Here is a 26,956-nt window from a genome sequence, read left to right on the forward strand (position 1 = left end):
GCCTGAATGACAGATAGCGATATAATCGGGCCATTCGATCCCGCCCCCAAGGTGGCCTCATGCCTCCCATCCGCGTAGCCGTTCTCGCCTTTGATGGCGTAAGCCTCTTCCATCTTTCCGTGCCGGGGATGATGCTGGGAACCGCCCAATCCACAACCCACGAGCCTCATTACCAGATCAGCTACTGCGCAGAAGTGCCTGGCACGATCAGCAGTGACCAGGGCCTGGGTTTGTCGGTAAGCCTGGGCCTGGAACTGATGCATACCGCCGACGTCATCATCATCCCCGCCTGGGGCGATCAATCGATCGTGGCCTCTCCCACGCTCGTCCAAGCGCTGCAACTGGCCGACGCACAGGGCAAGCTGATCGTCGGCTTGTGCCTGGGCGCATTCGTGCTGGGCGATGCTGGCCTGCTGGACGAAAAGGAAGCCACCACCCACTGGGCCGCCCGCGACGAGTTTGCGCGACGCTTTCCCAGCGCGCGATTCAGGCCAGAGGCGCTTTATGTGTGTGCCGATAACATCATCACCTCCGCCGGCACCGTCGCGGCCATCGATTGCTGCCTGCACTTGATACGCCAGAGGCTCGGCGCCGATGTGGCGAACCGCACCGCAAAAATGCTGGTGACCCCGCCCCACCGCCAGGGTGGCCAAGCGCAATACGTTGAACACTCCGTGCCGCAACTCTTAAGCGAGACACACCTGTCGGAGGTGCTGGCATGGGCGCGCGTCCGTCTGGCCAGCGACCTGTCGCTCGATGTGCTGGCCGACCGGGCAAAGATGAGCCGGCGCACCTTTACCCGCCGTTTCAAGGAAGCCACCGGCACCACCGTGTTCAAATGGCTGAACGCTGAGCGCGTAGCCAGGGCGCAGGCGCTGCTGGAAACCACGGAACTGCCGGTTGAATGCATTGCAGGCGAAGTGGGGTTTGGCACCGCGCTGTCGTTGAGGCAGCATTTTGCCGCGCAACTGGGGACGTCGCCTTCGGAGTATCGGAAGATGTTTTGCCTGGGGATGGGCGAGTCGGCGGCTTTCTTCGGGGTGACGCAGATCGGTGGCAGCCCATTGTAAGATGTGGCCTGAGCCCCCTGCCCTACCATTAACAGCGCAGCTCTATCTTCCCTCCCCGACATCGGAAGCGCTCTGCATGAAGCTACCTGAGATCAGTACATTCATTGCTCAATGGCCCTCCCTTGGCGTGACGCAGCCTGCCGCCTGGCGGGTGTCTCAAGACTGCGAAAACCAGGTTCTGGCCTTGCTGTCACGCCTCGGCACGGGCTACCGGCGCCACGGAGACTGTGCCATCCACGAAAGCGCCATTGTCGAAGAAGGCGCTGTGCTCAAGGGCCCGATCATCATCGGCGAAGGCGCATTTGTAGCAGCGGGGGCCTACCTGCGTGGCGGCGTTTATCTGGGCAGCCATTGCATTGTGGGCCCAAGCTGCGAACTGAAAAGCACCTTCATACTTGCCGCGAGCAAGCTGGCGCACTTCAATTTTGTCGGCGACTCGTTGATAGGCGAAGGCGTAAATATTGAAGCAGGTGCGATCATCGCCAATTACCGTAACGAACTGGATGGGGCGGCTATCAAGATTCGCTATGCAGACATTGTGATCGAGACTGGCGTGAACAAATTCGGTGCCTTGATAGGCGACGGCTGCAAAATCGGCGCGAATGCCGTCATTGCTCCAGGCGCAATATTAGAGCCGAACAGTCGTGTTCTGCGTTTGGGGTTGATTGACCAGTTCGCCTACGAGTAGCGATAGCCTGTAGATATGTCCTACAGCGCGCTGCACCACCTTGCTCCGTTGCCTACAGTTGCGTCAGAATCCGCCGGCTTGTGCGCTTGGATGGGCGTCTCTAAGGTGGCTCGGTCGCTGACAACTCAGTGATCGGGTTTAGTAGCCCGAGTGACAACATAAAGTGCATGAGCCTCATCGAGCAGATGTTCTTGTCTGTGCTTGATGGTGGCTGTGCGCAGGGCGCCCTCGGGCGCGCCGGCTTTGTGTGTTTCCCCGGTCTACTAACCTGCGTACAGCCGCCACCCTTTCGTTTAGTAGCGAAGAGGTGTTGGCCCTAAAACAGGTACAACACACATGTATAAAGTCACGCCCAACCCTCCAAACGATCCAAACCTCAAGCTTGATCAGGCATCCCTTAACACCCACGCCGAACCACCCCCCTCACCGCTGTTCAGCGTTGCCGACGACGCCAGCAGCGAAATGCTCATCGCCAACAGCTACGAAACCTTTTCCTCGGTCACCACATTGCTGCTTGACCTGTCGGATGAACTGACAGGTAAACAGCGCGATGTCGCGTTGGCGATTCATCAGCTGAGTGAACTGGGGGTTTTGTTGGTGGACAAATTGATGGCGAGGGAAAGTGCTTCAACGGTTAGCTAGTCTTGCAGCCACCCGATAGAACGCCGCGTCGTCATGATCGACTTCACGACGACTCGGCAGCGCCTTGGCGCCGGTCAGGCCTTCGGGGCCTGGTGGGCGCTCTTTCTCTTGGAAGACGCCGGAGCCACCCCTTCCTCGCGCAGACGATTAATCAGCAACTGCGCATTCTGCACATGCCCTACCCTCGGGTTTACCTTCGAATACCATTGACCTCAAAGTTGGCTTTAAACCTAAGTCATTGGGTGGCCAAGGGTGTGATTGCCCCCCTCCTCATGGTTTTGGATTTTTCATCAATTTTAATAAATACCCAGGCCAGCGCCATCGCGGGGTGGACTGATCGGGGGTGCCTGCAAGGGTGTCTATCAGAGAGCGCGTCTTCAAAGGGCCGGTTACGGCCTCACCGACGACGCTGCGCGGCTGCCTGTCGTCGACTGAAGGCGCAACCGCCCGACGCGGTTTTCCGGTGGCCGGGTCCATGGTGTAACCCGCGGCCTTACCTTTTTCGGTGATGGTCCAGATGCCATCGGTGTTGATAAGCACGGGCTCATCAAATGTGAGCGTTACCTCTTCGGCTACTGTGACCACCATATTGTCGTTGATACTTATCGGTGTGTAAGTCGCGAACTCCCTGCCCAGCAAAGCTTGCGTGGCACCTGCACTGGAAAATTTCAGCACCATCTGCTCAAGGAAAGCGATGCTGCCCATGTTGCTCAGCGCGCCGAAGTCCGGGTTCAGGACATGACGCAAAAAACCCTGTTCGAGGCGGGTAGAGTCAATAGCCGAGCCGTTCAGAATGCGTGATGCCGCAGCTACATCATGCTCCTTGAAGTTGAACGTCACCCGGCGCCCCTCCTGGTTGTAGCCATTGTTACCGCTCAAGAGCTGGCGACCATTGTCGTGATGGCGGTAGTTGCCGAGGTCGTAAGCCAGCATGTCGACATATGCCAAGTCGGCTCCTTGCTCCTGCGCATAGGCGTACATGTCTGACAACAGGCTGCGATCATCACGAGTCAGGAAGTCGTAACTGCTTTGGGCCATATTGCTAGAAGTCAGGGTGCCTTCGGCCACCGCAGGTTCATGCCCCAGGAAGAGCCGAGAGATCATGAGTTCACGCCCAGTGGCGGAACCTGAAGAGGCGCTGACCCGCTGTTCATTCAGGCGAACCTCCTGCCAGGCTGCGCGCCGTTCGTTGACGGTGAACGTACCGCTTTCGTCGCGAGCAATCAGCGTCAATTGATCGACCGCGAGTCCTTTGAAAGGGTTATTGGCCAAACCGTTGGCAAAGGCGGTGGCTTGCTTGGCGCGCTCAAGCAATTCCAGAACGTGAGTATCGGGAACCTCAGCATCATGCTGAGCCTTGTCAGCGAAATATCTTTCATCGCTGATCGCATCGAGCGGATTGGAGAGGTTGTTGCCTGGGTCTGCTTGACGCATGCGGGCGTCATGGTTGGCAGCGTCACTTAGTTGCCTCGCCAGGATCGATAAGGTGTTGTCAGCATCGGCTTCAACAACGGCAGGCGCGCCGATAGGGTCTCGAAGAGGCAACACCGAGGCTGGGCTCAAGTCACGGACAACAGTACTACCCAGGCGATTATTGGCTAACGACGTATCAACGTTGATAGTTACCATAAATGGCCTCGCGATCGATTAATAACGCTTTTGAGCTGCAAGTAAGCCCCGCAGGCTGATCGAGAGCGGGGCTCGCAACTTAGTCCCTATACCGAACTGTCACCGTGTCGCTGCCAGCGGGATAACCCAGTCGTGCACCGCCGCCCAAAACATGATGCTTGATGGTCAGGCCCGCACCTTGGCCGAAGGGCTGATCATTGAAGTCGGTCGACGTTCCGGAAGATCCAGGCCAAATCGGCACACACGTTCGCTGGGCGGTGTTATAAGGACGCGAATAGCACAACTCAACGCTTTCCTTTATGTTTTCGGGGTAGGAGGTCGTATTCCAATCAATCCCTAGCAACTGTTTGGGAACGCCGAAGGAACCGGCTGGAAAATCGCTGGGGGACAATCTAAAAATGGCCAGTCCAGTCCCACCAATAGAAATGACGTTGATAACAGTGGGCGTGACCGTTTTACTGATCATTTTTTCCTCGGCATTAACTACACCGGAGGGGGAAAAAGTCATTCCGATCAGCAAAAAGACTAAATAACTACGGCCAGACAGGTCATACCTCGGCTTCGAACCAAGTGATGCACTTATAAGCTCCATAATCATCACCCTTTAATTAAAGGTCAGTGTCGACACATCCAGTAGGATTCACGCCCCAACACTGCATGATTTACAGCTTCAGGTAAGCCAGCTACTTCCTAAAAACGTGAAGTCCCCATCTGTAATACCAAGCAGTAGGACTCTGTCAGCCACTTCGTAGTCCCGCCTCCCCTCTACCTGAACCGACCGTTTCAGGTCATGCTGCGCCCTCCCTTTCAAGGACGAAAAAATCATGAAAGCCCCCCTCGCCGCTCTGCTACTGATGTGCCTGAACGCTCCCGCATTCGCCGCCGACAACCCCGTCGGCTTCCAAACCACCAACCTGCCCGACACCCACAACAACCGCCCGTTGGAAATGGCTGTGTGGTACCCCGCCGCCGCCACTGCCAAACCCAAGCTGATCGCCGACAATGTGGTGTTCATCGGCGTGCTGGCCGTTCCCGATGCGGCGCCGACGCCTGGCAAGCATCCTTTGGTGGTGCTCTCCCACGGCTACGGTGGCAATTGGGGCAAACAGGCGTGGCTGGCCAGTGCGTTGGCGCAGCAGGGTTATATCGTGGCGGCGGTCAACCACCCGGGCACTACCAGCCAGGATCGCAGCGCCCAGGCGGCTGCGCAGTTATGGCAACGGCCCAGGGATTTGAGCCGGGCAATCGATGCGCTGCTGGCGCAGCCCGAGCCATTCGGTGCGGTGGATAGCGGGCGGATCGCGGTGGTGGGTCATTCCCTCGGGGGCTGGACGGTGATGGAGACGGCCGGTGCACGTTTCGACCCGGAGCTGTTTGCCCGAGACTGCAGCGCCCATCCGACGCTGGTCGCGTGTACCGCCTACCGTGAGATGAACCCCGAAGGCACTCCGAACGGGAAGGAGCAATTGGCGGCGGACTTGAGCGACAAGCGCGTCAGCGCCGTGGTGTCTTTGGACCTGGGCCTGTCGCGCGGGTTTACCGATGCAAGCCTGGCGGTGCTACCAGTGCGGGCCTTGGTGATAGCGGCCGGTGTGCCGTCAGCGGATTTGCCGGCGCAGATGGAATCGGCCGACATGGCCAAGCGGCTGCCAAAAGCCTCGACGCAGTACGTGGAGATCCGCGACGCCAGCCATTTTAGTTTTATGTCCCAATGCAAACCGGGCGCGGCGGCGATACTCGACGCCGATGTGCCCGGCGACAGCATCATTTGTCAGGATGGTCCGGACGCACGTCCACGACCGATTATCCAGCAGCAGGTGATCACGTTGATCAGCCAGTTCCTGGCACGCTGAACCTGTGGCGAGGGAGCTTGCTCCCGCTGGGCTGCGTAACGGCCCCAAAAAAGCTGGGAGCGCTGCGCACTCCAACGGGAGCAAGCTCCCTCGCCACGGGTACTGTTTGACCTTGCCCATCAATCCAGGACCACGGCGATGAATAGCGGCAAAAAAGACACCTTCGCCTATCAAGCGGTGTACCGCTACCTCATCGAGCTGATCGAGGCCTGCCCGGCCGACGGCGAACGCAAATTGCCGTCCCTGCGCCAACTGGCCCTGCGCCTGGGCGTGTCGGTGTCGACCACCAAGTACGCGTATGCATTGCTTGAGGAGCAAGGGCGGATCCAGGCCAGGCCCAAGCTCGGCTTTTTTATCGCCTCGAACTCGACTCCCGCCATCAACCCAAGCTCATCCCCCCTGCTCGACCAGGTATTCGCCAACGCGCGCCAACCCGGCATGTTGGCCCTGAGCAGCGATGCCCCGGCGATGCTGTTGTCGCTGGAGCAGCCTTTGTTGATGCTGGAACGTGAACTGGCCCGGCAATATCCACGCTCGTTGACGCCGCTGTACCAACCGTTTGGCGAGCCCGAGTTACGCACAGCCTTGGCCGAACGCTATAGCCGCTCTACTGACCATTACTGGCAAGCCGACCAGGTGTATATCGGCTCGGACCTGCACAGTGTATTGGAGGTCTCGCTCAATGCCCTGGACTTGGCGGGCACGCTCGCACTGGTGGAGTCGCCGTGTTCCTGGGCGATTCTGCGGCAATTACAGGCGGCGAAAATCCGTGTGATCGAGATGCCCCTCGGCGCAGATGGGCGTTTTGACCTGGACGCCCTGAACACGCTGCTCAAGCGTGAGCCGATCCGCCTGGCGGTGCTGTCATCGACGGTGAATATGCCCCAGGGCAGTGTGATGCCCACGCAGGATAAACAGCAGATCTGCCAGTGGTTGGCCGAGCGGGATATCTGGCTGTTCGAAAACGACACCTACGGCGAGCTGTATTTCGGCATACAACCGACGCGTTATCGCGACTATGCCGACCCACACCGACTGCTGGTGTTTTCGACCTTCGACAAAATCATCGGCTCGGAAGCGCCCTACGGCTATGTGCTGTGTCGCGGGCATACCTCAGCGTTGCAGCGGCTGTTCCTGGAACGCTGCTTTCGCCTCTCGCCAATCCGTCAGAGAGCCATCGCCAGGCTGTTTGCGTCCAAGCGTATCGACACCCACCTGAAGGCGTTGCGGGCACGGTTGCTGGAGCGCATGACGCAGCTCAAAGCCTTGCTATTAACCCACGGCAATGACCAATGGCAGGTGGTCGAACCCCACGGCGGCGCCAGCTTCTGGCTCCGGGCCAACCGCCCGGTGGATATGCGCCAGGTGTTTGCGGACCTGCTCGGTCAACGCATCGTCATCGCACCCGGCGTACTGTTCAGCCAACAAGGCGCCTGGCCTCATCACCTGCGCCTGAGCTACACACTCGACTGGAGCAAGGACATTGCCGGGGCCGTCAAGCAGCTGGCCCAGGCGCTGCGTCAAAGCCCGTAGCAATGCCGCGCCTCGGGGAACCGGCCATGGCGTACATCGTCGGCGTAACGCTCGCACGCATCGCGAATCACCGTCCCCACATCAGCATATTGCTTGACGAAGCGCGGCATCGAGCCGCCGCCCAGGCCCAACACATCCTCGGTGACCAACACCTGGCCGTCACACGCAGGCGATGCGCCAATGCCAATGGTGGGTTGGCTTGAGTCCAGAGTGATCTGCCGAGCCACGCCTTCGGCCACCCCTTCCAGCAGCAGGCTGAAAGCCCCCGCTTCCAGGTTGGCGCGAGCATCTGCGGCAATCACCGCAGCGGTTTCAGCGCTCAGGCCCTGGGCCTTGAACCCGCCCATGACGTTGACGAACTGCGGCATCAGCCCCACGTGGGCCATCACCGGTACACCCCGTGCAACCAGGAACTCCACGGTACCGGCCAGGGCCTGATTGGCCTCCAGCTTGACCGCGTCGCAACCGGTACGCGCCAATACTTGGGCACAGTTGCGAAAAGCCTGCTCATACGACTCCTGGTAACTGCCAAACGGCATGTCGGCGATCACACAGGCCAAGCGCGTACTGTCGACCACCGCCCGGGTGTGGCCGATGATTTCTTCGAGCTGCATGCTCAGGGTCGAGGCCCGGCCATAACCGACCATGGCCGTGGAGTCACCGACCAGGATGAAGTCGACAATCGGATCGATCAGCTTGGCGATAGCGCTGGAGTACGCGGTGAGGGAGACGATCTTCTGCCGGCCCTTCATGGCAACCAGTTGGGGGACGGTGGTGCGCTTAGTGCGGGTATGGATACTCATTGGGGGCTTCCGTTTGCGCTGGATACCGGACCTGATTATTGGTAAAACCCAGCCCCGTTCAATGCACAGATTGCCGCGAAAAAGCGACCCAGGCCCGGCCATGTTTTTTCAAGCTGGTATCATCCACTCCTTTCCTCCCCAGGCAGCAAGACATGAACCGCCAGAAAAAACTCCAGCAGCTCTTCAAGGCCAAAGCCAAGAAGGCCAGTGCCAAGCTGGCGCCAAAAAGCAAAGACAGATACGTCAGCAAGGCCGACCGTTTGAAGCTGGAAACCGACGCTGGCCAGGACCCGGTTACGTCCCCCGAGACGCCTGCTGAGTAAGGCGCACCGTTGAAGGGGCTTCCGCTTCATATTTGCCCCAGATACGCCGCAGATGCCGCGCCGAACCAAAGCCTGCACGCTCGGCGACAGTTTCAATGGCCAGGTCAGACTCCATCAGCAATTCGCGGGCCACGGCCAGGCGCAGGCGGTGCAGGTAATCCAGCGGGCTGATGCCGACATGCTCCTGGAACAAGCGCCCCAGGTGGCGGCTGCCGGTGCAGGCCAGGGCGGCCATGCGTGTAACGGTCCAGGCTTCACAGGGGGCCGCTGCGATAGCGTCCTGCACCCGATGCACCGCCGGATGCAGGTGATTACGCCCGGCTATCCACGGCGATAACTGCGGGTCGCTGCCGCTGCGGCGCAGGTACACCACCATGTCCCGCGCTACCGCACACGCCAGCCGTGGCCCGGCCAGTTCGGCGACCAGGTGCAGCATCAGGTCGATGCCGGCCGTGACACCGGCGCTGCAACTGACCGGGCCATCGGTCACGTACAAGCGGTTTTCCAGAACCCGGGCCTTGGGCGCCATGGCTTGCAAGGTGGCGCACAACGAGTGGTGCGTGGTGCATTGGCGCCCATCAAGCAGCCCGGCCCTGGCGGCACTCAATGCGCCGGCGCATACGCACACCAGGCGTTCCGCCGAGGGTGCGAAGACACTTTGCAGCCAGTGGGTCAGGTGGTTGCTGGCCGACTCGAAAGCCTGCTGGCGCGCCTTGTCGACCTTCATCGTCGAGCCCACCAATACCACCAGGGTGCCGGGGGCCAGGGTCGGTGGCAGTGGCGCCAACCCTGTCAGCGGCAAGCCGATGGACGTGTGCAGTGACGCCACCGGGCTGACGTAGTGCAAGTCGAAATCCACCGCCGCCGGGTCATCGACTTGCGCGGCCAGGCGCAGCACTTCGGCAGGCCCCGCCAGGTCGAGCATCAGCACGTTTGGCAACAGCACGAACAGTACCGGCACGCTCATTGATTCATCCCGCCAGCGCCTGGGCGACCGTCACGATGCGCGCGAATCGGTCATCCAGGACCAGCTCCGTGCGTTGGCGAATCTCAGCCGGCGTGTAGACCCGACCGCTATGCGCATGGGTCATCGGAAAGGTCAGCGTCGCCTCGCTGACAAAATCCACCGTAAAGCCGCTGTCCGCAGCCTGTCGTGTAGTGGTCTCGCAGCATTGCTCGGTGCGAATGCCGCTGATGATCAGCGTGTTGACGCCCATCTCCGTCAGGCGAGCAGCCAATGGCGTACCGGCAAAGGCACTGTGGTAGCGCTTGTGGATCACCAACTGCGGGTTGATCGACAACTCGCTCAATGCCCTGACGTTGCCCGATTGCATGGAGAAATGCCCCTGGTCTTCAACATGGAAGACTTGTATCACCGGGATGCCCTGCTGAACACATCCATCGATGAGGGCCTGCTGTTTTTCCAGGTAATCGGGCAGGTCATTTTCGGACCAGTAGGTTGAATGCCGGAACGAATGCTGGGCGTCGATCACAATCAGGGCTTTACGGCTCATGGGTTGTCCTTGTGGCTTGTATCAGTGACTGAACGATGCAGCCAGGGTAAGGACAACACACTTCGCACGACAGACGCGCCACGGACTACTTCAGGACGGATTCGGACATCCTACCGGCCACGCCATGGCGCATCGGCTGCCAGGTTCGAAGCCATGGGCATACTCATCCGCCAGGAGATTTTCCAAACGCTGATCGGTATGCGCTACAAAGCCCAGGCGCCGATAGAACGGGGCATTCCACGGCACCTGCAGGAAAGTGGTCAGCGTCACCGCACGCAGGTGCCGAGCACGTGCATGGCCCATCGCCGTTTCCACCAGCCTGCGACCCCAGCCTTGGCCTTGCAGCGGCTGGGCCACCGACACTTCATGGATATGCAGGTCGTCACCGACAGACTCTGAGCTGAGGAAACCTTGAGGCTGGCCGCGTTCATCAACCACTACCCAACAGGTCATCAAGGCGATCCATTGCCGATGGCGCTCGACGCTGATCGGCGCGGCATCCGCCAGCCAGCCCAGCCCCTCGATTGCCCGGAACGCTTGGGCGGCAGAGCGCTCGATGGCGGGCAATAGCCCGGCATCGTCCGTGCGCGCCAAGCGAATGTGAGCGGGCCGCTCAGCACCCACTCAAGGCCACCTGGGGCCGTTCGCCCGCGAAGAAAAACGGCCGTAGGCGCACGCCCACGCCGTTGCCGATAAACGCCGCCACCAGCCACACCCAACCATGCAGGCTGCCCGAAGCAATGCCGCTGAAATAGGCGCCGATGTTGCAGCCGTAGGCCAGGCGCGAACCATAACCGAGCATCAGGCCGCCGATCACAGCCGCAATCAACGAGCGCGCCGGAATATTCAGGCTGGGCGCAAAACGCCCGGCCAGGCCAGCAGCCAGCAGCGCGCCGAGGACAATGCCGATATCCATGACGCTGGTGATGTCTTCCCATACCGGCGCGGCCAGCGCCTTGGCATTGGCCGGCATCTGCCAGAACGCCCAGCTCGCCACATCCACGCCCAGCCCACTCGCCACCTTGGCGCCCCACAGCGCGAACGCCGAGGTAATGCCCCACGGCCGCCCGGCCAGGGCCAAAGTGGCGTAGTTGAGCAACGCCAGGCCAATCGCGCCCCACACCAGCGGCCAGGGCCCACGCAGGAAGCGGCGCAGCCCTTGATGTTCGCTTTGCACGCCTTGTTCAAGCTGGCCATGGCGGCGTTTTTCCAGGCGCACCGTGACTAGCGCAATCAACGCAAACAGCGCCAGGCTCAGGACCAACGCCGGCAGTACACCGAAACTCTTGACGATGGACACCGCGGGGAACGACGGCAACGCAAACCACCAATCGACGTGATGGGTGGCGATCAACGAACCACAGATAAAGAACAACAGCGTCACCAGCATGCGCGCATTGCCGCCGCCCACCGTGAACAAAGTGCCCGATGCACAGCCGCCGCCCAATTGCATGCCGATTCCGAAGATAAACGCCCCGAACACCACCGACACCCCGGCCGGCGCCACCAGTCCGACCACCGGCTGGCCGAACAGGCTGCCCGCGCCCAGCGCCGGGAAAAACAGCAGCACCGCTACCGCCAGCATCACCATCTGCGCCCGCAAGCCGGCGCCACGCCGATCATTGATAAATACGCGCCAGGCCGAGGTAAAACCGAAGGCGGCGTGGTAGAGGGTCAGGCCCAGGGCGGCGCCGACCACCAGCAACAGCACTTGGCGCGCACCCACCGTGTTTTGCAGGAACAGGGCGCCCGCCACCAGGATGATAAAGGCGATCAGTGGCGCGGCAGGCTTGCGCGCAGGCGCCAGGGAAAGGGAGGTGCTCATGGGGATCTCGATTGGTTGGAAGGAGGCCAGTATAGACCCTTCAGGTGCGGGTCCTATTTGAGGCTCAAGGAATTCCACGCGGCGTCGGCCAGCAGCTCACGGTACTCAAAAGGGCTCTTCTTGACCTTCGCCGACAACCACGCGCGGGAGTAGCTTTCCGCCGCGCCAATGATCAACGAAGGGATAAGTTCTGCTGGCAAATGGTTGAAGTGCTCCTTGCGCCCTTCCCCACTCATCCAGGCTTTCAACTGCTGGTTGCGCTGCTGGTTGCGTGCGATCAGCTCGTCCTTGAACGGGCCGTTGGACACGGCAAAACGGCTCTGGAACACAAACCGTGCCCACTCCGGCTGCGCGCTGACCCATTCAACGTAGCTGTACACCAGGCCGACCACACCGGCGTGGGCGGTGTCCGCCGTTTGCAGGTAGCGATCACGCAAACTGGCCTGGTCTTCCAGCGCAGCGAAGAACAGCGCCGCCACCAAACCCTCTTTATTGCCGAAGTGGTGATAGATAGCGCCGACGCTGGTATCACAGCGCGCGCGGATGGTTTCGATATTGGTCGCTTCGATACCCGCCTCGTTAAAGCACGCCAGCGCTTCACGCAGGATGGTGCGCTTGAGGTCGCTGCGCCGACCGGGAAAGGTGCGCTCTATAAGATCGATGGAGTGCATGGGGGGACGCCAAATAAAAACAGTTTATAGGTTGAGCGACCGCCAGAGAAAGCCTGGTTGACAGACAGGGAAGCTACGGAATATTGTTCCGTTACAGAATATTATTCTGTAAATCACTTCTGAGGATACTCCTATGAGCCAAGCCCTGAGCATGTTCAATAGCGTCGGCCCTGCCGCATTCAGCAACCTGGCCTGTCAAATGGCCCCTTACTTCAGCACGATCACGCCGCAAATCGCTGAGCTGAAGCCCAACCACGCGGTGGTCACCGTGCCGTTTCGCAAGGAAATCACCAATCACCTGGCCTCGGTGCACGCCATCGCGCTGTGCAACGCTGCCGAACTGGCCGGCGGCATGATGACCGATGCGTCGATCCCCCCTGGCGCGCGCTGGATCCCCAAGGGCATGAGCGTGGAATACCTGGCCAAGGCGAAAACCGATATCCGCGCGGTCGCCGACGGCAGCGCCATCGATTGGCAGACTGCGGGGGACAAGATCGTACCGGTAGAGATCTTCGATGCGGGCGACATCAAGGTGTTCACCGCCCACATCATCATGAATGTGAAACTCGCATAGGCACACCGTCGTTCAGTGCCCCGCCACCGCAGGCCCATTGGCAGACCGCCGTCCCGGCTTGAAACCATGGGCATGCGCCGTCCAGGCGATCAGCAACGCGAGCATGATCAATACCAGCATCGCCCAGGGAAACGCGGCCACGCCGCAGTGATCCAGCAGCACCCCGCCGATCACGCCACTGCCGGCAATCGCACTGTTCCACGCCACTACGTTCAGTGACAGCGCCACATCCGCGCCGTCCCCGGCGGCATCGGCCAGGGCGGTTTGCAGCAAGGTGGCAGCGCCGCCGAAGCTCAGGCCCCATATCGCCACGCCGAGGTAGATCACTTCGGGCTGGCTGCCTAGCAGGCCAAACACCACGCAGATCACCGCGAATGCCCCCAGGCTCGTCAATACGGTTTTGCGCAGCATCGGCTCGACCAGACGCGCCGTCAGCCAGATGCCCGCTAATGCGGCAACACCGAACACCAGCAGCACCAGGTCGACCCTGCTCGCCAAGCCAGCCCGCGCCACGAATGGCGCAATGTAGGTGTACAGAATGTTGTGGGCCAGCATCCAACTGATGACGACCGCCAGCACCGGGCGTACGCCGGGCGTAGTCAGCACTTTGCCCAAAGATACGCGCTGATGCGCAGGCTGTGGTGGGTAGTCCGGGACCTTCACCAGCACCCACACGATCAGCCCCAGGGTCAGCGCCGACATCAGGCCGAACGTGCTGCGCCAACCCACCAGGCCACCGAGCCAGGTGCCCAGCGGCACGCCCAGTGACAGCGCAATCGGCGTGCCGACCATCGCCAACGCCAGTGCCTTGCCTTGCTGATGGGGCGCTACCATACGCCGCGCATAACCGGCCAGCAGGCTCCAGGCCAACCCGGCTGAAACGCCGGCAAAGAAGCGCGCCACCAGGGTCACGCCATAATGGGACGACCACGCGGTGATGGAGTTGAACAACAAAAAACCAACGATGGTCAGCAACAGCACATTGCGCCGGCGCCAGCCACGGGTGGCGATGGTCATGGGGATCACCGCCAGCACCGAGCCCAGCGCATAGGCGGTGACCATCTGCCCGGCCATGGACGGCGAAATGCCCAGGCCTGCGCTGATCAACGGCAACAGCCCGGCGGGCAGGGTTTCGGTGACGATGCAGATAAAACCGGTCATGGCCAGGGCGAGCAACGCGCCGATGGGCAGGCGTTCGGACGACGCCGAGAGGCTGAGTGAGGGTGTCATGGGAAACTCCTTGGCGGACTTAAATACTGATCGATACAAATGTTGCACAGCGGGACACCGCATTGTCAACGACTTATGTATCGACTAGTATTTATCTCATCTTCCCCAAGAGGTTTGTCGTCATGGCGCAAATGGGCCGCCCCCGCAGCTTCGACCGAGAACAGGCCGTTGAACAGGCCATGCACCTGTTCTGGCAGCACGGCTACGACGCCACTTCCCTCGCCCAACTCAAGACGGGCCTGGGTGGCGGGATTTCCGCACCGAGTTTCTACGCCGCGTTCGGCTCCAAGGAAGCACTGTTCGATGAGTGCGTGCAGCGCTACCTGGCGACCTACGCCCAGGTCACCGAATGCCTGTGGGATGAAAACCTGCCGCCACGCCGGGCCGTCGAAACCGCATTGCGCCAGTCAGCGCGCATGCAATGCGACGACGCCCACCCCAAGGGCTGCATGGTGACATTGGGGGTGATGAGCGCGCCGAGCCCGGAGCACGCACGGGTGGTGGATGCGCTGACCCAATCCCGGGCGCGCACCCGGGCGGGGATTGTCGCGTGTGTACAGCGGGCGATCCAGGCCGGTCAGTTGCCGGACACGCTGAATGTTGAGGCGATGGCGACCGTGTTCGATTGCTTCTTGCAGGGCGTGTCGATCCAGGCGCGGGATAACACGCCCTATGAGCATATCGATGCAGCGATCAACCATCTGCTGTTGACCTGGGACATCGCCGCTTCTACGGCTGCGCCCATTCGTCACGGCACGCCAATGCTGTTAAAAAATTGATCGTCGTAAGGACCCCCTTCCTGTGCGTGACACACTCAGCACGCTGTCATCGCCCGAACTGAACGCATCAATGTGGCTCACTGCAAAAAATAAGTGCCAAGGGTTTTCTGGAGTATTGACTGAGCCTGCCCTATGTCGGGGGTAGGCTGCGGCAATACGCTGCTGAACCTTTTTCGTGCCCAGCTGAAAAAGAACGCGCCATCAATAACGGGCTCGGCGTGTTCCTCCAAATACAACTGGGTAGCCTGGGCATATCGAGGAAACACATGAAAATGCAGTACCGGATCCAGCTCGGATATACGCATTATGTAGATCTTCTCAGGTGCGAACACGCTGTGTAAGGCCCGCTCTGCATACGTTAATCCCAGCATCAACTCTGCACGCTCATCCCCGCCGAGTTCGCCAAGCTCAGAGACCACCCGTTGCAACGAAATGATCATGTAGCCAGGAATGTCACAGTCCCGACAGTGACTAATGACGATGTGTTTTCCTGAATAAACTGTCAGAGCAGACATGCCTACCCTCCCATGAACCAACCATGATTAACGTGCAGGGTTTGGCCGGTCAAACTCATGCCGCTGGTTAGCAGAAAGGTCAATGCGTTGACAATTTCTTCAGGGTTGCCTAACTGGTGGCTGGGTATCTGCTCCTTCAGGTTCTGGATAAAACTCTCATCGAATTTGCCCATCCCGCCAACCACCGCACCGGGAGCGATGGCGTAAACCGGCATACCCAATGCCCCGAATTCGCGCGCCAAGGACTTGGTCAAATTGATCACCCCTGCTTTCGATGCGCTGTAGTGCGCCGCCGACACGCTGTAAGGAAACAGCTTATTGGTATCAACACCAGAGCCCGTAGCCCCCATCATCGACGCAATATTGACGATTTTTCCTTGCTTGGCCTTCAGTCCCTCAAAAAAATACTTACACATCAAAAAAACGCTTTTCAAATTGGTTTCCATGACCAAGTCCCATTCATCATCCTCGATGTTCAGGAACGGAATTCGTTTACCAGTGGGCAACTTGGGGGAAATGCCAGCGTTGTTGACGAGCAGGTCAATGCCTTGGAACCTTGCCTGCACCCGTTGGGCGGCACTCATCACTTCCTGGGGGTCAGTGATATTGACGTCCAGCGCAAGTACTTGAGTATCAGGGTATTCACGGTGAAGCGTGGTTTGAAGCGCATCGAGATTACCCCGGTGAGTATCGATGATGACCAAGTCGTAACCCATACTTGCCAAGGATAAGGCGAAACATTTGCCGATGGTGCCCCCAGCGCCGGTGACCACTGCTGTCAATGTTACTGAAGACATGGCTTACGCTCCTATTTGCTGCACTGTAGAGGTGTAGGCGTTGAGGACAGACTCGATGTGCTGCTCAGACGTGGAGTCCTTGTTCAATACTTCAAGGCTTACCGGGGCTTTTACTCCCATCTGCCGCAGGGTTTTAAAAAACTGCTCAAGAGGAAAGTCCCCCAAACCCGGCGCTACCCGATAGCCACGGGTTATCTCAATCAATGACAATGTTGAGAAAAGATCAGGTTGCTTAATCAGGTCGTTGCTGTGAATGAGAAAGATCTTCTGCGCAGGCACCCTCTCCAAAGCCGCCAGATCCGCATCGCCCATGAAGAAATGATAGGTATCGAGCAAGATACCGACGTTCTCGCGATCAACTGCGACAAGCACCGCTTGCAACGCTGAAATAGAAGGGATCTCGGTCCAGGGAAGAAATTCGATTGCAAGAGAAAGCCCTTCGCGCTCCAGTCGTTGGGACAGCTTTCTGATGTTCTCTTCGTACAGAGAAGGTTTGAGGTTTTCTCCGAACGTCGCGGCCGTTAAAAAAGGCGCGTCGAACAATTTTGCATAGAAAATACCGCGCGCAATTTCGTGCTGTAATTGAGGGTCTTCATACTCATGAGTAAAAAGGGTTTTTATAAAGTTAATCTCAATAACATCGACAGCTTTTTCCTGCAATAACGCTTTTATCTTCTCAGGCTCGGCATGCTCCTGTTGCAACCAAAGATCGAGTTTTTCGAACCACAAACCGATGCCAGAAAATTTCGACTCGGAAATCAGTTCGATTTTTTCCAAAGGTGACATCGCAAAACCAAAACTACCTTCGTTAATATAAACTTTCATTGCTTAAGCCTCCAATATATCCAGGCATTTATTGATAATGCCGTGGGTATCAAGCGTGTGATATTCCAATGCCCGGCCATAGGTTTGATTACGCACAACAAGCTCACCCACCCCCAGGCAGTGTATTTGACTACCGGCCTTATTCGTGGAAGAGGTAAACCCTATATGGGCGCCGACCCCACAGAATGCCAAGTGTTCTTCCACAATTAACAGATGCTGGTAATTTTCCACATAGTGCTGGGTGCTTGACCGTAAGCGTTTGACATCCAAGTCACACAAGGGATACACGGGAACATCCACCTCTCGTGACGACTTTATATAGTCGGACGCCAGCAAACTGCGTTTGACCGACTGACCGGTTGCGAGTATGGCCAGCTGGGTGAAATCGCCAATTCTAGACAGACCGTTGGATGCATCACTATCAAGGTAGTCACTGCCCGGTAGCGGGTTCTCAATCCTGACATAGGAAGGCCCGTCATGCATCAATGCATCCTCCAGGCAGTGTTGGGTACTGTGAGTGCTATAAGGTGAATATATGTTCAGATGTGGCAGTGAGCGAGTAACGTTAATATCATCTATCTGCAAGTGCGTATAACCCTGATCCGAATAATAAAGACCGCACCAAAGTCCGACAAAAATGACCTTGAATTTATTCTCACAGATGACCGAGCGTAATTGCTCATAACCTCGATAAAGCAGGAAGGTGGAAATACCGAACACAAATACCGTAGCCCCTTCCCGAGCCAACCCGGCAGCCACATCGAACGCATTTTGCTCAGCGACCCCTACGTCGATAAAGCGGTGGCCCAACCTGCTTTTAAACGCTTGAAGGTTGGAAGAAATCGCCGAATCCACAGCCACCACGTAGAGATCAGCGCTTTCTGCGTTCATCACAATGTAGTTATTGATAACGTCCCTTAAATCCTTTTTCATCGTTATGGCTCCCTGGCATTCAGTGAACATTCAACTCGTCTTTTACAAAGTCCAATTCCAAAGCCGTAGGGATTCGATAATGCCAACTGAGGTCTTTGGTGCAAAAACTGATGCCGTGCCCTTTAACCGTGTGTGCAATCAAGACAGAAGGGCCTTGGGTCTTCTTGCATTTGAGGGTGCTGATGGCATCGCTGATCGCCTGAGTGTCATGCCCATTCACACTGAGTACGTCACAACCAAAGGCAGTCAACTTATCCTGCAGCGGTTCGATATTCATCACCGTTGCGGTCGGACCATCAATTTGAACTTTGTTGTAGTTGACTATAACAATAAGGTTATTGATCGAGAAGTGCGCTGCCGCCATGAGCCCTTCCCAGTTGCTCCCTTCATCCAGTTCGCCATCCCCGACAACAACATACAAAGTATGCTCTTGCGCGGCGTTAAACCGCTTATGCAGGCCCATCCCAACAGCCATTGAAATACCATGCCCGAGAGAACCCGAAGTCATATCTGAAAACGCAAGATCAGTATTGGGGAACATGGTCAGATCCGACCCTTCTTTCAAGAAGTCAGAGAGTTGGAAATCCTCACGCTTGAGCGCATATTGCACGCTATACAATGCCAGCGCGCCCTGGCAGGAACTCAGCAGAAACCTGTCGTGCGGTGCTTTATAATGCGCGGAAAAAATTGACCACAATATTTCCACCATCGATAACGACGAGGCGATATGCCCTCCCCCCGATTCGTGACACTGTTTGAAGATCTGGTAACGGATATTTTTCTCAATTTGCCCAACCATATGAAATCCCACCGCGCCTGTTCAGTTGAAGTTAAACGCCGATTTGACCCCTTGCTTGTTGCGAGCAAAACTGAACGCTTGTTGATATTCATCCGGCGTAAATAAATGAGTCGTCAGCCCGGACAGCTTGTGACCACGGGAATCTATGTAATTGCAGGCCGTGACCATATGACTGTGGTGTATGCCCTTGCTCGTGGATATGTGACACCCACTCTTGACCACATCGGAGGAGCTGATGCCCTTCTCTGTCGAAAGATTCAGCACCCTGAGGTGTCCGCCGGGTTTACAACGGCTGAGTGCGAATACCGCACCGGAACTGGTATCGCTGGAGTCGATGACCAGGTCGTATTGCTGCTCGAAGACCGAAGCAGCATCGGTTTTGAAGACCCTATTCGCCCCCAGGCCAAGCGCCTTCTCCAGGCGATGATCATCGCTGCCAAGACCGTACACATCGACCGAGAAGTCGTTTTCCGCCAACAGCAGTGTATGCAAAAGCCCAAGGATCCCAGGACCGACCACGGCGACCGTCATTTCCTCATCCCGGCGTCCGTCGAAAATACTGGCCATGGAGTTCAGCGCAATGGAAAGAGGCTCGGCGAGCACACTGATTTGAGGAAGGATATCGTCGCCGATTTTATGGACCATTGACTCGTCAACGGTCAGGTACTCAGAAAATGTACCGTTGGAATTGATGCCGATATGCAGCCAATTACGACAATAATTAGTGAGGCCCTGTACACATGAGTCACATTGCTGGCAGGGAAAGACGGTCTCAAAGACCACATGATCGCCCTCCTTGAAAGGACTGCCGGGCGCGCTCTGCACGATGTGACCACAGCCCTCATGGCCGAGGACGCCATTGGGTCTTAACAGCGCTTTATTATAATATTTGCCGTCAACGATCTTCAGGTCCGTCGAACAGATTCCGGCTAACTGGATTTTTATTTTTACAGGACGAGGATAGACGTCGGTATCACTGTGGCCAACGTCCTGATAAACGACTTGTTGCCCGTCATAGCTCAACGCTTTCATTTTTAATCTCCTGTTTTATTTTATCTACAACAGCCATATTCCTCAGCGCATCGTCGATATTGACCAAGGGCACATCTTTGCCTTCTATAACTCTAATAAAATGGTCCATTTCCAGCTTGAGGGGATCCTCGCCAACCGTATTAGAGCCCACAGTGCTTGCCGAAAAAGCCGAGAACCAGTCACCACAGCCTTCATATGGATACAAGGTAAAACTGGGGAAAGAAATCGCGCCCTTGTCCCCGAAGACTTTCAGAAAGTCCACATTACTCTTAGGGAATGAGTGGTTTTCATCCATGGTTTTTTCGTAATTGAAGGGAGACGGAATGTTATCGCCGATCAACAGCGTTCCGATAATTCCGTTATTCAATTTAAAAATAGCCGTGATATTTTCTTCGACGGCCAGGCGCCTGTTACGTTGACCCAATAGCGCCTTGGTCAAGCCGATTTCACCAAACAGATACCTGACAGTGTCTATTTCATGCACACCATTGATCGCTAAAGGCCCACCGCCCTGATTGGCGTGAATCCGCCAGTTGGCCTCATCATTATTAAAGTACTCATCGTTCTTTTTAATGCACCAGACCGAGTCAAAAGAGATAACCCTGCCGATAATGCCAGACGCAATGATTCTTTTGAACTCCTGCACCTTAGATGAAAACCTGCGGTGATGGCCTATCAACGCCGTACATTTATGTTCTTGAAGCATTTCCTTTATCGTGGAAATCTCCGACGCATTATGGGCTACTGGTTTTTCAATCAAGAAAAATTTTATTCTATCAGCGCTGAACTCAATTATTTCGCGATTTAAATTGTGCGGGCCGGCCAGCACCAATGCATCGAGACAGCCCTCGTCGACCATGGTCTTATAGTTGCTGTACGTTTGGACGCCTGCTTCGACTTCAGAACGCTTCGAAGAGTTCTTATAGGTAAGGCCTTTAACTCTGGCGGACTTGGAATGATAGCGCTGTATGTTCTTCAGGTGCTTCATTCCGTGATTACGACCAACGATACCAATGTTCAACATGAGTCGAGCCTCCTGGCTGTGTTTATCGTCCACCCGCCACTCTGAATAGTTCACCAGTGACGTAACTGGCATCGGCGCTGGACAAAAAGAATTCAACGCCAGCGATATCCTCCGGCAGTGCAATGCGACCTAAGGGCACCAGGTTCACCAGCCGTTCCAGGGTGGTCGATGGCAACCCTAAAGCGGCATCCGTCATGGTCAGGCTGGGCATGATGGCGTTGACCCGAACGTTGTACGTGGCGAGCTCTTTGGCCAGGGATTTCGTGAGCCCGATCAGTGCGCTCTTAGAAGTCGCATAGGCACAGGCCATGGGGTACCCGTCAGTAGCGGCCACTGACGCCATATTGATGATCACGCCTTCACGCCTGCGTTTCATAGCGGGTATCACGGCTTTGCACAGATGGAAGACACCATCAAGATTCGTATCAAGAACGTTGCGCCAATCCTCAAGATCAATGTGCTCCAGCCCCTCAGAAGGCGGCTGCTGAATACCGGCACAGTTGACGAGTGTATCAACCCTGCCCACCTCCAGAAGGATCTGGTCAATACACTCAGTAACGGTCCTGAAGTCTCGGACATCACACTTTATTACATGGATATTTGCATGGGTTTTGGTGTACTTCTCCGGGCTCAAGCACAACGAGAAAACAGTATCGCCAGAAAGGGCGTGTTTCTCTGCAATGGCCAGGCCAATCCCCCGGGTGCCGCCGCTTATTACAACAACTCTACTGGACATAAGTATCCCCCTTTAAAATAGAAAGTCTAAGTTATGACCCACCCCCCATTACAATCAAGTGTGGCCCCATGCACATAGTCAGCATGTTTGGAAATCAAGAACAAAACGGCCCCGGCGATATCTTCTCCGCGGCCTAGCCGACCGAGCGGAACATGTTGTTCAGCCCATTCATCGCTTAGTTTCGCGTCGGCAATCATATCGGTATCGATGCGACCGGGTGCCACCGAATTAACAGTAATGCCACAACCTCTTAATTCGTAAGCGAGGCCTTTTGTGAGCCCTATCAGCCCGGCTTTCGACGAAATATAGTCGACGGATGCGAGTATCCCGCCAAACCTGGCAGAAGCTGAGGAAATATTAATGATTCGCCCATATCGATTTTTTTTCATATGGGGAATCACCTGCTTGCAGGTGTAAAAGGCGCCTGACAAATTAGTATTGAGGACCTGATGCCACGTCTGCTCTTCAAGATCTTCGATCAAGAAACGGCCATTAGGCTTGACATGAGAGATACCCGCATTATTGACGAGTATGTCGATTTTAGAGTGCACAGCAATAATCTGATCGATCATCGCCGTGACGGAATTTGAATGGGAGATATCACACTGAACATATTCAACTTGCTCAGGGAATTCAACCCCTGGTTGCGGTTTTGTACCACAGGTGATAACCCTCAGGTTTGCTTCCTGTGCGAGTAACTCTACGATAGATAAGCCAATACCTCTCGTCCCACCCGTGACAAGTGCAACTTTCATAATTCAACTTCCCTGTTGTAGAAAAAGAAATACCAACCACATCGGTAGCTTGCTACCTATATAGTTATTTGATTTCTTATGTGCTTATATTTTTAAAGGCCTCAGCCAAAAAAGTCAAACAATGGATTGGATCCAATGATCGTTTGATTTAATTGAGGTTTTTATGTTTTTTATAAGCAGGCCAAATAAACAGCACCGGGTTTATCGTAATAAATTATAAGAAATAAAAAATTCACCTTTCACAGAAGGCACCCATTCAGTACATCTTCGCTTGATATCTAAATGCCATCCCTGCGCGCACCGCGCCATATCTGGAGACTATGAAATAGTGTGCGACTCATCGGCAAATTGATGCGCAACTGTCATTTACCAGCCAGGCGCTTTCAACACCAAGCCTGTCGATTTGCTCGCTGACGAAGGTGAATGATGGTTGCCTGCTCAAGGCTAGACAGCTGACTCCCCAGCCTTCACGCGGGTGAAATCGAGGACGACCGTAAACCGTTGCTGCTCGCGGATCACGTTAATCTGCCAGTTCAGCTTTGCGCACAATTGCCGCATCAACTGCAACCCAAGGCCATAGCCATAGTCGTCGGATTCCTGGCGCGGCTTGACCTCCCTGATGTGATTGGCAATCACCAGCCGAGGGTATTTGAAGCTGATATCTACTGCGCCCTCTTCGGCGTATTGCAGTGCATTGCGCAGGAAGTTGCCGATCACGATGCGGCACGCGGTAGGGGGCAGTCGGCAAGGTTCGTCGTGGATGTCGATGCTCAGCTCGATGTCCCGGTTACCGATCAGGTAGCGGTGCTTCTCAATCAATTCGCCAACCACTTCGCTCAAGTTGACGTCCTCCTCCGGCAGCGATTCAGCATGCTCGCGACTCATCCACAGTAAGGTCTCGGCGATAAGCTGCATATTCAGCACGGAGCGTTCTATACGCTGCAAGGAGGGAGGCAGGACACCGCCGGATTGCAGGGCCAGCAGTTCGATATTGGCCTTGAGCACCGCCAATGGCGTTCGCAGTTCATGGCTGGTGTAGCGCAACAGGCGGCCTTCGCGCTGGCTGGCGGCCTGCACCTGCTCGACACTTTTGGCCAGGGCATCGGCCAGCATATTGAACTCCTTGAAGCTGAAACCAGGCCGTAGGCCGGCCAGTGCATCAGGGTCTTTGAGTGTGCCGGACCATTGCACCAGGCGCCCCAGCGGCCGAACCAGCCACCAGACCAGCAAGGCAATAATCATCAGCGCCGGCACGAAGACAGCCAGGCTGATGAACTTGACACTCTCTATGACCTGGTCGAAATAGGCGTCAGACAACGGCGTCTGGACCTCACCCCCGGCTTCCTTATCGTGGTCGATGTCGTACATGTAGAGGGTTTTGCCATCACCCAGGGGCTGTTCGAGGATGATCTGGAACGGCTCGTCGTCATCATCGGAATAGAGATCGCCGAAGATATTCACCGCACCGAAGGACAAGCTCGGCGAGGTATTGAGCAACTCACGGACGTCCTGTGGCAATGCCTCCTTGCCGATGACGCTGGTATAGAAGTAATTGTGCGGCGTCGGCGTGGTCGGGTCCTGTTTGTAGTGCCGGAGAAAATACTGGGCCTCCTCCTCCATCATCGCGCTGGCGGTATAGAACAGGCCGCGCACGGTAAATTCAGGCAGCAGCTTACTGTAGATCACCAGCACCACCGCAATCAGACACAGGAAACTGCCGCTGATTACCCACTTCAGGCTCAGGCCGTTACGCATGGGGTTTTACCTGAATGCCGACACCCGCCAGGGTATGGATCAACGGCCGGCCAAAAGGCTTGTCCACGGCCTTGCGCAACCGATGCATATGCACCTTGAGCGTATCAGTGTCGGGTGGCTCATCGCCCCAGATCTTCGCTTCCAGGCGTTCTCGGGAAACGGGTTGGGGACTTGCGCGCATCAGGCTCTCCAACAAGGTCCAGCAAATGGGTGACAAATGCAGCTCCTGACCCGCGCGGCTGACTTTGCGGGTAGTCAGTTCCATCACCAGATCATCTACTTGCAAGCGACTGGTCTGACCGCTGCGGCGCAGGCTCAGTGCACGAATCCTGGCCAGCAGTTCAGCCAATTCGAACGGCTTGACCAGGTAGTCGTCGGCGCCCGCAGCAAAACTGGCGAGCTTGTCAGACAAGGCGTCCAGGGAAGTCAGCATCAAGATGGGCGTCTGGATGCCTTGCTGGCGCAGCCGCTCGCATAATTGCTGGCCGTCCAGTCGCGGCAGCATGATATCCAGGAGAATTACGTCGTAATGCTGGTTGAGGGCCAGGTTGAGCCCGGTCTGGCCATTAGTGACATGGTCGCAGACGATGCCGCTGATCTCCAGGTACTCGATGACGGTGGTGGCCAGGTCCAGGTTGTCCTCGACCAGCAGCAAGTGGATATGCACGGAAGAAACCTCAGACAAGTAGTGCGCAGAGGTTTGAAGGATAACGGAAGTCGAGCGGTTCCCTGCGGGTGTTTACCTGACGTTAACCCAGCGCCGATTAAGCTGAGGTTCCTCTAGTCCAGAGCTCGTCATCGCCATGAACCTGTCTTCGATGATCAAAGGCGTCCTGCTAGCCTTGATTTTCCTCACACTGCTGGTCGGTTGCCTGCCACCGCAAGCTCAGCGGGTGCGTATGGGAGGCAATAGCTGGTTTCCGATTGGCCACAACATCGAGCACTCAGAGTCGTGGTATGTCACCCGTGCATGCTGATGACGTCGGCGCCAGCTATACCAACCAGTTGGTCGCCTGTGTGGTGCTGATTGTGTGTGTGTCGGTTGCGGTGGGTATCTATATCGCGCGCTTGAATGCCCATGTTGATAAGCAACGCGAGCTGGCGTCGGTGTATCTGCACGAATGTCATAACGGGCGCGGGGGTTTTATTGTCTACCCTGATGGCAGACGTAGCAGTGACCGTTGTTACACAGCCGAAGAGGAAGAAGTGACAAACACCAATGACGCGCTGGATCTTCCAGGGTCAAGTGGGAGTAAATGGCTTGAATACGTTCTGCCTGCCGTTGAATTACCGCGTATGTTCTAGAGTTCCAACTGAAGAATCGCGGCTAATCAAGGTTTTGGATTGCTCCCCTGTCCTCCTCGCAACAACAGGAGCGTTGCGAAGAAGCCAGGTCTATTGCATGGGATCAAGCGCGACGGGGTGCAGGCAGCGCCTTATTCATCGAGAAGATCACACCTGCCAACGAGACAATCAAAATTGCGATTATGACCCACGGAAATGACGTCGATCCAGCCTGCGCCAGCAGTACACCGCCCACTACCCCACCACCGGCAACCGCAGTGTTCCAGGCCGTGGTGTACATCGACTGGGCGACATCAACCGAATCACCCGCCAAGCGTGACAACGCCGTCTGGGTGATGGTTGCAAATCCTCCGACAGCCAGCCCCCACACCGCAACAGAGGGATAGATCATCGCCGGGACGCTGCCCCAAAGCCCAAGCGACAGGGACGCTAAAGCAAAGATAAGCACACTCGCCACGATAAGAAATTGCAACCGACGATCAATTGTTGCTCCCACAAGCCACAGGCCAACGATGGAACCTAGCCCGAATACAAACAGAACCACATCCAATTCTGCAGCCAGCCCTGAAGTATCCAGGAATGGCTCAATGTAGATGTAGAGAACGTTGTGGGCGACAACGAAAGTGAAAACAACAAAGAGCACTGAGCGAATACCCGACGTCAGGAAAACATTAACAAGGGACTGACGCTGCTCCTTGGTCTGCCCAGGAAAATCCGGCACGGTGGCGATCACCCATACGATGAGCAATAACGCCAATACGGTCATCAGGCCAAAGGCGCCTTGCCAGCCAATTGCTCGCCCCAGCAGGGCTCCCAGTGGAACCCCCAACACCAGCGCGATCGTAGCACCTGCCCCGGATATAGCGATTGCCCTTCCACTCAGGTGACTCGGCGTCATACGAACCGCATAACCTGCCAGCAGCGACCATACAACGCCGCCAAATACACCCGCAAAGAAACGTGCCACCAGCGAAACCATGTAATCGTCAGACAGCGCCGTGACCAAATTCACCACGGCAAAGCCAGCGATCGCAGTCAACAGCAGCGGTCGGCGCCGCATGCCCTGGGTCAAAATCGTCAATGGAATAGCGGCGATCAACGCGCCCACCGCATACACGGTGATGAACTGTCCCGCCAGGCTTTCGGATACGCTCAACCCTTGCGAAATCGAGGAGAGCAACCCGGCAGGCATGATCTCCGTCAGCAGCGTGATAAAAGCTGCCATTGCCAACGCCAAGAGACCGGCCAGGGGTAGACCTGGGCTGAGGGTGTCTGGACTGGAAAAACCAGCCTTATTGTTAGTCGTCATTGAGATTTCACTCCCTTAACCACCCAAACAACTTCCA

At 56.7% G+C, this 26,956-nt stretch carries 30 protein-coding genes and 1 pseudogene; 9 read left to right on the plus strand and 22 right to left on the minus strand.

The annotated features are described in order from the left end of the window. Nucleotides 1-59 precede the first annotated feature (59 nt). The 3 genes from QYQ93_RS19795 (at nt 60) to QYQ93_RS19805 (ending at nt 2,400) form a co-directional block, all read left to right on the plus strand. Nucleotides 60-1,070, plus strand: coding sequence for a GlxA family transcriptional regulator (locus tag QYQ93_RS19795; protein WP_338475315.1), 1,011 nt, complete (start codon nt 60-62; stop codon nt 1,068-1,070). A 76-nt stretch (nt 1,071-1,146) separates the two neighbouring features. Then, nucleotides 1,147-1,758, plus strand: coding sequence for a transferase (locus QYQ93_RS19800; RefSeq protein ID WP_043047569.1), 612 nt, complete (start codon nt 1,147-1,149; stop codon nt 1,756-1,758). A 336-nt stretch (nt 1,759-2,094) separates the two neighbouring features. Further along, complete coding sequence (locus QYQ93_RS19805; protein WP_043047570.1) at nt 2,095-2,400, plus strand: DUF6124 family protein; 306 nt, start codon at nt 2,095-2,097, stop codon at nt 2,398-2,400. Between the two features lie 74 nt (nt 2,401-2,474). On the opposite strand, the pseudogene QYQ93_RS19810 reads toward QYQ93_RS19805, so the two are convergent. From QYQ93_RS19810 to QYQ93_RS19820, 3 genes and pseudogenes are all read right to left on the minus strand, one after another. After that, nucleotides 2,475-2,598, minus strand: a pseudogene (locus QYQ93_RS19810) (MerR family transcriptional regulator); the annotation flags it as partial. 72 nt (nt 2,599-2,670) lie between these two features. Continuing rightward, the gene (locus QYQ93_RS19815; protein ID WP_124421748.1) at nt 2,671-4,029 is read right to left on the minus strand and encodes a hypothetical protein; all 1,359 of its coding nucleotides are present in this window, start codon (nt 4,027-4,029) and stop codon (nt 2,671-2,673) included. Between the two features lie 79 nt (nt 4,030-4,108). After that, nucleotides 4,109-4,621, minus strand: a complete 513-nt coding sequence (locus QYQ93_RS19820) for a hypothetical protein (RefSeq protein WP_338475316.1) — start codon at nt 4,619-4,621, stop codon at nt 4,109-4,111. A 232-nt stretch (nt 4,622-4,853) separates the two neighbouring features. Between QYQ93_RS19820 and QYQ93_RS19825 the strand changes: the two genes are divergently transcribed. Both QYQ93_RS19825 and QYQ93_RS19830 read left to right on the plus strand, forming a co-directional pair. Further along, complete coding sequence (locus tag QYQ93_RS19825; RefSeq protein WP_338475317.1) at nt 4,854-5,882, plus strand: alpha/beta hydrolase family protein; 1,029 nt, start codon at nt 4,854-4,856, stop codon at nt 5,880-5,882. Between the two features lie 138 nt (nt 5,883-6,020). After that, entirely contained in the window at nt 6,021-7,415 is a 1,395-nt protein-coding gene (locus QYQ93_RS19830) for a PLP-dependent aminotransferase family protein (RefSeq protein WP_338475318.1), read from the plus strand. Here the strand turns inward: QYQ93_RS19830 and panB are convergent. Next, entirely contained in the window at nt 7,403-8,218 is an 816-nt protein-coding gene (gene panB, locus QYQ93_RS19835) for a 3-methyl-2-oxobutanoate hydroxymethyltransferase (protein ID WP_338475319.1), read from the minus strand. The two genes, QYQ93_RS19830 and panB, sit on opposite strands and share 13 nt — an antisense overlap. A 152-nt stretch (nt 8,219-8,370) precedes the next feature. On the opposite strand from panB, the gene QYQ93_RS19840 reads away from it, so the two are divergent. Continuing rightward, nucleotides 8,371-8,541 carry a DUF2986 domain-containing protein gene (locus QYQ93_RS19840; RefSeq protein WP_338475320.1) on the plus strand — a complete coding sequence of 57 codons (171 nt, stop codon included), beginning with the start codon at nt 8,371-8,373 and terminating at the stop codon, nt 8,539-8,541. On the opposite strand, the gene QYQ93_RS19845 is transcribed toward QYQ93_RS19840, so the two are convergent. From QYQ93_RS19845 to QYQ93_RS19865, 5 genes are all read right to left on the minus strand, one after another. Then, nucleotides 8,513-9,508, minus strand: coding sequence for a GlxA family transcriptional regulator (locus QYQ93_RS19845; protein ID WP_338475321.1), 996 nt, complete (start codon nt 9,506-9,508; stop codon nt 8,513-8,515). The two genes, QYQ93_RS19840 and QYQ93_RS19845, sit on opposite strands and share 29 nt — an antisense overlap. 4 nt (nt 9,509-9,512) lie before the next feature. Next, a complete protein-coding gene (locus QYQ93_RS19850) occupies nt 9,513-10,055 on the minus strand; it encodes a cysteine hydrolase family protein (RefSeq protein WP_217881638.1) in 543 nt (180 codons plus the stop codon). 90 nt (nt 10,056-10,145) lie between these two features. Next, nucleotides 10,146-10,679 carry a GNAT family N-acetyltransferase gene (locus QYQ93_RS19855; RefSeq protein ID WP_043047578.1) on the minus strand — a complete coding sequence of 178 codons (534 nt, stop codon included), beginning with the start codon at nt 10,677-10,679 and terminating at the stop codon, nt 10,146-10,148. Then, the gene (locus QYQ93_RS19860) at nt 10,669-11,880 is read right to left on the minus strand and encodes a YeeE/YedE family protein (protein WP_043047579.1); all 1,212 of its coding nucleotides are present in this window, start codon (nt 11,878-11,880) and stop codon (nt 10,669-10,671) included. Before QYQ93_RS19860 ends, QYQ93_RS19855 begins: the two co-directional genes overlap by 11 nt. A 53-nt stretch (nt 11,881-11,933) precedes the next feature. Next, nucleotides 11,934-12,551, minus strand: coding sequence for a TetR/AcrR family transcriptional regulator (locus QYQ93_RS19865; protein ID WP_043047580.1), 618 nt, complete (start codon nt 12,549-12,551; stop codon nt 11,934-11,936). 133 nt (nt 12,552-12,684) lie between these two features. Here QYQ93_RS19865 and QYQ93_RS19870 point away from each other — a divergent pair, with 133 nt between their 5' ends. Further along, nucleotides 12,685-13,125, plus strand: coding sequence for a hotdog fold domain-containing protein (locus QYQ93_RS19870; protein ID WP_338475322.1), 441 nt, complete (start codon nt 12,685-12,687; stop codon nt 13,123-13,125). A gap of 12 nt (nt 13,126-13,137) precedes the next feature. Here QYQ93_RS19870 and QYQ93_RS19875 read toward each other — a convergent pair whose 3' ends face one another. Beyond that, complete coding sequence (locus tag QYQ93_RS19875) at nt 13,138-14,355, minus strand: MFS transporter (protein WP_338475323.1); 1,218 nt, start codon at nt 14,353-14,355, stop codon at nt 13,138-13,140. Between the two features lie 122 nt (nt 14,356-14,477). On the opposite strand from QYQ93_RS19875, the gene QYQ93_RS19880 reads away from it, so the two are divergent. After that, entirely contained in the window at nt 14,478-15,134 is a 657-nt protein-coding gene (locus QYQ93_RS19880) for a TetR/AcrR family transcriptional regulator (protein WP_338475324.1), read from the plus strand. A gap of 77 nt (nt 15,135-15,211) precedes the next feature. Here the strand turns inward: QYQ93_RS19880 and QYQ93_RS19885 are convergent, their stop codons facing one another. From QYQ93_RS19885 to QYQ93_RS19935, 11 genes are all read right to left on the minus strand, one after another. After that, nucleotides 15,212-15,649, minus strand: coding sequence for an HIT family protein (locus QYQ93_RS19885; protein ID WP_043047584.1), 438 nt, complete (start codon nt 15,647-15,649; stop codon nt 15,212-15,214). Between the two features lie 2 nt (nt 15,650-15,651). Further along, a complete protein-coding gene (locus tag QYQ93_RS19890) occupies nt 15,652-16,446 on the minus strand; it encodes an SDR family NAD(P)-dependent oxidoreductase (protein ID WP_338475325.1) in 795 nt (264 codons plus the stop codon). 3 nt (nt 16,447-16,449) lie between these two features. After that, nucleotides 16,450-17,271 carry a sugar phosphate isomerase/epimerase family protein gene (locus QYQ93_RS19895; RefSeq protein WP_043047586.1) on the minus strand — a complete coding sequence of 274 codons (822 nt, stop codon included), beginning with the start codon at nt 17,269-17,271 and terminating at the stop codon, nt 16,450-16,452. A gap of 3 nt (nt 17,272-17,274) precedes the next feature. Continuing rightward, nucleotides 17,275-18,204: a hypothetical protein gene (locus QYQ93_RS19900; RefSeq protein ID WP_338475326.1), complete on the minus strand. Its 930-nt coding sequence runs from the start codon at nt 18,202-18,204 to the stop codon at nt 17,275-17,277. Between the two features lie 19 nt (nt 18,205-18,223). Then, nucleotides 18,224-19,003 (minus strand): 1-deoxy-D-xylulose-5-phosphate synthase N-terminal domain-containing protein, encoded by a 780-nt coding sequence (locus tag QYQ93_RS19905; protein WP_043047588.1) that lies wholly within the window; start codon nt 19,001-19,003, stop codon nt 18,224-18,226. 21 nt (nt 19,004-19,024) lie between these two features. Continuing rightward, complete coding sequence (locus QYQ93_RS19910) at nt 19,025-20,035, minus strand: zinc-dependent alcohol dehydrogenase (protein WP_338475327.1); 1,011 nt, start codon at nt 20,033-20,035, stop codon at nt 19,025-19,027. After that, nucleotides 20,016-21,059, minus strand: coding sequence for a Gfo/Idh/MocA family oxidoreductase (locus QYQ93_RS19915; protein ID WP_338475328.1), 1,044 nt, complete (start codon nt 21,057-21,059; stop codon nt 20,016-20,018). Before QYQ93_RS19915 ends, QYQ93_RS19910 begins: the two co-directional genes overlap by 20 nt. Before the next feature lie 22 nt (nt 21,060-21,081). Further along, nucleotides 21,082-21,795, minus strand: coding sequence for an SDR family NAD(P)-dependent oxidoreductase (locus QYQ93_RS19920; protein ID WP_043047591.1), 714 nt, complete (start codon nt 21,793-21,795; stop codon nt 21,082-21,084). A 26-nt stretch (nt 21,796-21,821) separates the two neighbouring features. After that, nucleotides 21,822-22,550, minus strand: coding sequence for an SDR family NAD(P)-dependent oxidoreductase (locus tag QYQ93_RS19925; protein ID WP_338475329.1), 729 nt, complete (start codon nt 22,548-22,550; stop codon nt 21,822-21,824). Nucleotides 22,551-22,994: 444 nt separating this feature from the next. Continuing rightward, complete coding sequence (locus tag QYQ93_RS19930; RefSeq protein ID WP_338475330.1) at nt 22,995-24,305, minus strand: HAMP domain-containing sensor histidine kinase; 1,311 nt, start codon at nt 24,303-24,305, stop codon at nt 22,995-22,997. Next, a complete protein-coding gene (locus QYQ93_RS19935) occupies nt 24,298-24,972 on the minus strand; it encodes a response regulator transcription factor (protein ID WP_043047594.1) in 675 nt (224 codons plus the stop codon). Before QYQ93_RS19935 ends, QYQ93_RS19930 begins: the two co-directional genes overlap by 8 nt. Before the next feature lie 290 nt (nt 24,973-25,262). Between QYQ93_RS19935 and QYQ93_RS19940 the strand changes: the two genes are divergently transcribed. Beyond that, on the plus strand, nt 25,263-25,610 hold the full coding sequence (locus QYQ93_RS19940) for a hypothetical protein (RefSeq protein ID WP_338475331.1): 348 nt from the start codon (nt 25,263-25,265) through the stop codon (nt 25,608-25,610). 103 nt (nt 25,611-25,713) lie between these two features. Here the strand turns inward: QYQ93_RS19940 and QYQ93_RS19945 are convergent, their stop codons facing one another. After that, nucleotides 25,714-26,919 (minus strand): MFS transporter, encoded by a 1,206-nt coding sequence (locus tag QYQ93_RS19945; protein ID WP_338475332.1) that lies wholly within the window; start codon nt 26,917-26,919, stop codon nt 25,714-25,716. Between the last annotated feature and the right edge of the window lie 37 nt (nt 26,920-26,956).

The organism is Pseudomonas khavaziana (assembly GCF_036704165.1).
GTDB lineage: Bacteria > Pseudomonadota > Gammaproteobacteria > Pseudomonadales > Pseudomonadaceae > Aquipseudomonas > Aquipseudomonas khavaziana.

What these genes read in the sequence shown, in the direction of transcription:
- QYQ93_RS19880 (WP_338475324.1), top strand. Translation starts at nt 14,478, where the DNA reads ATGGCGCAAATGGGCCGCCCCCGCAGCTTCGACCGAGAACAGGCCGTT.
- QYQ93_RS19900 (WP_338475326.1), bottom strand. Translation starts at nt 18,204, where the DNA reads ATGAAAAAGGATTTAAGGGACGTTATCAATAACTACATTGTGATGAAC.
- QYQ93_RS19825 (WP_338475317.1), top strand. Translation starts at nt 4,854, where the DNA reads ATGAAAGCCCCCCTCGCCGCTCTGCTACTGATGTGCCTGAACGCTCCC.
- QYQ93_RS19920 (WP_043047591.1), bottom strand. Translation starts at nt 21,795, where the DNA reads ATGTCCAGTAGAGTTGTTGTAATAAGCGGCGGCACCCGGGGGATTGGC.
- QYQ93_RS19910 (WP_338475327.1), bottom strand. Translation starts at nt 20,035, where the DNA reads ATGAAAGCGTTGAGCTATGACGGGCAACAAGTCGTTTATCAGGACGTT.
- QYQ93_RS19805 (WP_043047570.1), top strand. Translation starts at nt 2,095, where the DNA reads ATGTATAAAGTCACGCCCAACCCTCCAAACGATCCAAACCTCAAGCTT.
- QYQ93_RS19905 (WP_043047588.1), bottom strand. Translation starts at nt 19,003, where the DNA reads ATGGTTGGGCAAATTGAGAAAAATATCCGTTACCAGATCTTCAAACAG.
- QYQ93_RS19860 (WP_043047579.1), bottom strand. Translation starts at nt 11,880, where the DNA reads ATGAGCACCTCCCTTTCCCTGGCGCCTGCGCGCAAGCCTGCCGCGCCA.
- QYQ93_RS19945 (WP_338475332.1), bottom strand. Translation starts at nt 26,919, where the DNA reads ATGACGACTAACAATAAGGCTGGTTTTTCCAGTCCAGACACCCTCAGC.
- QYQ93_RS19895 (WP_043047586.1), bottom strand. Translation starts at nt 17,271, where the DNA reads ATGAAAGTTTATATTAACGAAGGTAGTTTTGGTTTTGCGATGTCACCT.
- QYQ93_RS19845 (WP_338475321.1), bottom strand. Translation starts at nt 9,508, where the DNA reads ATGAGCGTGCCGGTACTGTTCGTGCTGTTGCCAAACGTGCTGATGCTC.
- QYQ93_RS19870 (WP_338475322.1), top strand. Translation starts at nt 12,685, where the DNA reads ATGAGCCAAGCCCTGAGCATGTTCAATAGCGTCGGCCCTGCCGCATTC.
- QYQ93_RS19850 (WP_217881638.1), bottom strand. Translation starts at nt 10,055, where the DNA reads ATGAGCCGTAAAGCCCTGATTGTGATCGACGCCCAGCATTCGTTCCGG.
- QYQ93_RS19840 (WP_338475320.1), top strand. Translation starts at nt 8,371, where the DNA reads ATGAACCGCCAGAAAAAACTCCAGCAGCTCTTCAAGGCCAAAGCCAAG.
- panB (WP_338475319.1), bottom strand. Translation starts at nt 8,218, where the DNA reads ATGAGTATCCATACCCGCACTAAGCGCACCACCGTCCCCCAACTGGTT.
- QYQ93_RS19815 (WP_124421748.1), bottom strand. Translation starts at nt 4,029, where the DNA reads ATGGTAACTATCAACGTTGATACGTCGTTAGCCAATAATCGCCTGGGT.
- QYQ93_RS19930 (WP_338475330.1), bottom strand. Translation starts at nt 24,305, where the DNA reads ATGCGTAACGGCCTGAGCCTGAAGTGGGTAATCAGCGGCAGTTTCCTG.
- QYQ93_RS19890 (WP_338475325.1), bottom strand. Translation starts at nt 16,446, where the DNA reads ATGTCTTCAGTAACATTGACAGCAGTGGTCACCGGCGCTGGGGGCACC.
- QYQ93_RS19830 (WP_338475318.1), top strand. Translation starts at nt 6,021, where the DNA reads ATGAATAGCGGCAAAAAAGACACCTTCGCCTATCAAGCGGTGTACCGC.
- QYQ93_RS19800 (WP_043047569.1), top strand. Translation starts at nt 1,147, where the DNA reads ATGAAGCTACCTGAGATCAGTACATTCATTGCTCAATGGCCCTCCCTT.
- QYQ93_RS19940 (WP_338475331.1), top strand. Translation starts at nt 25,263, where the DNA reads ATGTCACCCGTGCATGCTGATGACGTCGGCGCCAGCTATACCAACCAG.
- QYQ93_RS19865 (WP_043047580.1), bottom strand. Translation starts at nt 12,551, where the DNA reads ATGCACTCCATCGATCTTATAGAGCGCACCTTTCCCGGTCGGCGCAGC.
- QYQ93_RS19795 (WP_338475315.1), top strand. Translation starts at nt 60, where the DNA reads ATGCCTCCCATCCGCGTAGCCGTTCTCGCCTTTGATGGCGTAAGCCTC.
- QYQ93_RS19885 (WP_043047584.1), bottom strand. Translation starts at nt 15,649, where the DNA reads ATGTCTGCTCTGACAGTTTATTCAGGAAAACACATCGTCATTAGTCAC.
- QYQ93_RS19915 (WP_338475328.1), bottom strand. Translation starts at nt 21,059, where the DNA reads ATGTTGAACATTGGTATCGTTGGTCGTAATCACGGAATGAAGCACCTG.
- QYQ93_RS19875 (WP_338475323.1), bottom strand. Translation starts at nt 14,355, where the DNA reads ATGACACCCTCACTCAGCCTCTCGGCGTCGTCCGAACGCCTGCCCATC.
- QYQ93_RS19925 (WP_338475329.1), bottom strand. Translation starts at nt 22,550, where the DNA reads ATGAAAGTTGCACTTGTCACGGGTGGGACGAGAGGTATTGGCTTATCT.
- QYQ93_RS19820 (WP_338475316.1), bottom strand. Translation starts at nt 4,621, where the DNA reads ATGGAGCTTATAAGTGCATCACTTGGTTCGAAGCCGAGGTATGACCTG.